Origin of the sequence: Vibrio makurazakiensis (assembly GCF_050337375.1) — a bacterium.
Taxonomy (GTDB): Bacteria; Pseudomonadota; Gammaproteobacteria; order Enterobacterales; family Vibrionaceae; genus Vibrio; species Vibrio makurazakiensis.
Genome location: NZ_JAKJSW010000335.1, coordinates 1 through 3017, shown reverse-complemented (window position 1 = coordinate 3017; position 3017 = coordinate 1). Strand labels below are relative to the sequence as shown.

Annotated in this window: 2 protein-coding genes; both read left to right on the top strand. The window is 38.1% G+C overall.

Annotation, left to right across the window (positions count from 1 at the left end; genetic code table 11):
- The first annotated feature begins 184 nt into the window (after positions 1–184).
- The gene (gene aroG, locus L4C33_RS21015; protein ID WP_428814339.1) at positions 185–1237 is read left to right on the top strand and encodes a 3-deoxy-7-phosphoheptulonate synthase AroG; all 1053 of its coding nucleotides are present in this window, start codon (positions 185–187) and stop codon (positions 1235–1237) included.
- A 466-nt stretch (positions 1238–1703) separates the two neighbouring features.
- Positions 1704–3017 (top strand): undecaprenyl-phosphate glucose phosphotransferase (locus tag L4C33_RS21010; RefSeq protein ID WP_428814338.1); only part of this gene is annotated, 1314 nt, incomplete at its 3' end.

The following is a 3017-nucleotide window of genomic DNA, read 5'->3' as shown; positions in this document are numbered from 1 at the left end:
AAATTTATATATACAAAGTGTTTTTTAGATAATACATAAAAAAAATTGCGTTCTTTTTCAAATAGTGATTGAAGTTGTGGTTTTTAGTCGATAAGTTACAGGTAACAACAAAATAAGTGCTGGTTAATCTGTAGCCGTTTAGCTATAAGGCTTTGCACAAAGATGATATAGGAAGAAGTAAGCAATGTTCCAAACTGATGATGTAAGAATTAATAAAGTAAAAGAGTTATTACCCCCTGTTGCCGTTTTAGAAAAGTTCCCAGCAACAGAAACTGCTTCTTCTACAACTTTTGAAAGCCGTAAAGCGATTCACAATATTTTGGAAGATAATGATGACCGTCTACTGGTTATCGTCGGACCATGCTCAATCCATGATCCAGAAGCCGCGATTGAATATGGTAAAAAACTGAAAGTATTACGTGATGAACTAGGTGATCACCTAGAAATCGTTATGCGAGTTTATTTCGAGAAACCACGTACCACAGTTGGTTGGAAAGGTTTAATCAACGACCCGTACATGGATGATACTTTTAAGTTAAACGATGGCCTACGTATTGGTCGTAAATTACTGTTAGATCTTACAGATATGGGTATGCCTACAGCTAGTGAGTTCCTAGACATGATTACGCCTCAGTATGTAGCTGATCTTATTAGTTGGGGAGCGATTGGCGCACGTACGACTGAATCACAGGTTCACCGTGAATTATCATCAGGTTTGTCTTGCCCTGTTGGTTTCAAGAACGGTACAGATGGAAACATTAAAATCGCAACAGACGCAATTCGCTCTGCTAGCGCATCTCACCATTTCTTGTCGGTTACCAAGTACGGTCATTCTGCTATCGTAGAAACGGCAGGTAACCCGGATTGCCACATTATCCTTCGTGGCGGCAAAGAACCAAACTACAGTGCTGACCATGTTGGCGATATTAAAAAGCAACTAGAAGCATCTGGTTTACCACAGAAAGTGATGATCGATTTTAGTCACGCAAACAGCTCTAAGCAGTACCAACGTCAGATCAATGTATCAGATGACGTGAGTTCGCAAATTGCTGGTGGTGATAGCGCTATCTTCGGAGTAATGATTGAATCTCACCTTATTGAAGGCCGCCAGGATTTAGTTGATGGCAAAGCTGTAACATACGGTCAGTCTATTACCGATGCGTGTATTGGCTGGGGAGATACTGAAAAAGTACTTCGCCAACTAGCTAATGCTGTTATTGAGCGTCGCTCAAAATAAATTCTAAAGTGATTTAATAACATAGCTTCAAAAAGCCCCCGCCTACGAAAGTACGCGGGGGCTTTTTTACTCAAGAACAATCCTCTCTCTCACCTTCCCAGTGCCCGAACCACTATTAACAACTCTACGAACAAGTAATGTCTGACTGATATAATTGATAGATTTACCATCAATTTCGGCTGAGTCATATACCCTAAATGTCAACCGTATKATTTATAAATCCAAGGTTTTGTGCGACGTAAAGGTGACTCATTTGTCAAATCAATGAAACTGCCTCTCATTTATAAGAACTTCATTTCTTGCGTGAATTATCTATATCGTTTTACATATGATACCCGCAGAATAGCCCCTACATTTTTGTTAGAAGCCCAAATTAAATAAACTATCGTTCATTATTAAGCACAGTAGGAGCTTTATAACCTGAGGGCGGTAGCATGTCTAAACGGGATGTTAGGGAAGGGTGAAGGTGGAATTAATAAAAAACCATGGTGAAGAGTCAATAATAATTCATCGTTTAGTTGATAGCGCTATCATAGTGTCAACTCTTTTGACTTCCGTTCTTCTATATATTGGTGAAGTAAACCTTAACTATTTAGTAATAGTAAGTTTGATGGTGTTTGTTTTTACATTATCTTCAGAAGTTACCAAGTTATACCAAATGTCTAATTTGGTCTCCATTAAGCAATCGCATATTTGTCTTTGGCTTTCTTGGGTAGCCTCTATAACATGTTTGTTACTCATTACCTTCTTTTCCAAAGAAACAGTGAACTTCTCTCGTGTTGTCATCGGAATATGGTTTATAGCTACACCTATATTAATGTCCAGTTGGAGAGCTATTTATAGATATATTGAACATAATTACTACTCAAAATCATATGAACAAAAAGCAATTATAATCGGGGCTACCCCTTCAGGCATAGCATTAGCTAACGAGATTAAAAATAAAAGCCTAGGACTAAAATTAGTAGGTGTATATGACGATAGAGAAGATAGCAGGTTATCAATATCATCAACCCCTTTTATTGTTAATGGGAAAATAAATGATGCACTCTCACTGGCGAAAGAAAGAAGTTTTAGACATGTATACGTTGCACTACCTATGGAAGCAAACAATCGAATTAAGCAAATAATAAAATATTTTTCTGATAGCACTGCAAGAGTTTATATCGTACCTGATTTCTTTACGTATGACTTAATTCAATCAAGATGGAAAAATGTAGGTACAGTACCAACGCTCAGTGTTCACGATACTCCATTTTATGGAGCAAGCACGTTTATAAAAAGGGTCGAGGACGTTATTTTATCTTTCTTTATTTTATTATTAATCAGCCCTGTCCTTTTGTTTGTAGCTATAGGTGTTAAGGCATCTTCTCCCGGACCTGTCATATTTAAACAAATACGTTACGGAATTGATGGAAAGCCGATTAAAGTTTGGAAATTTAGGTCTATGAAGTCGATGGATAACGGCAATGTAGTTAAACAAGCGACTAAAAATGATCCTCGTGTAACTAGATTTGGCGCTTTTATACGACGCACTTCGCTAGATGAACTTCCTCAATTTATTAATGTTTTGCAAGGAAGAATGTCTATCGTTGGCCCTCGTCCACATGCGGTAGCCCACAATGAAGAGTACCGACAATTAGTTGACCGATACATGCTTAGGCACAAAGTTAAACCCGGGATAACGGGTTGGGCACAAGTCAACGGATTTAGAGGCGAAACGGATACCTTGGACAAAATGGAAAAGCGCATTGAGTTTGATCTACGCTACATTCAATCC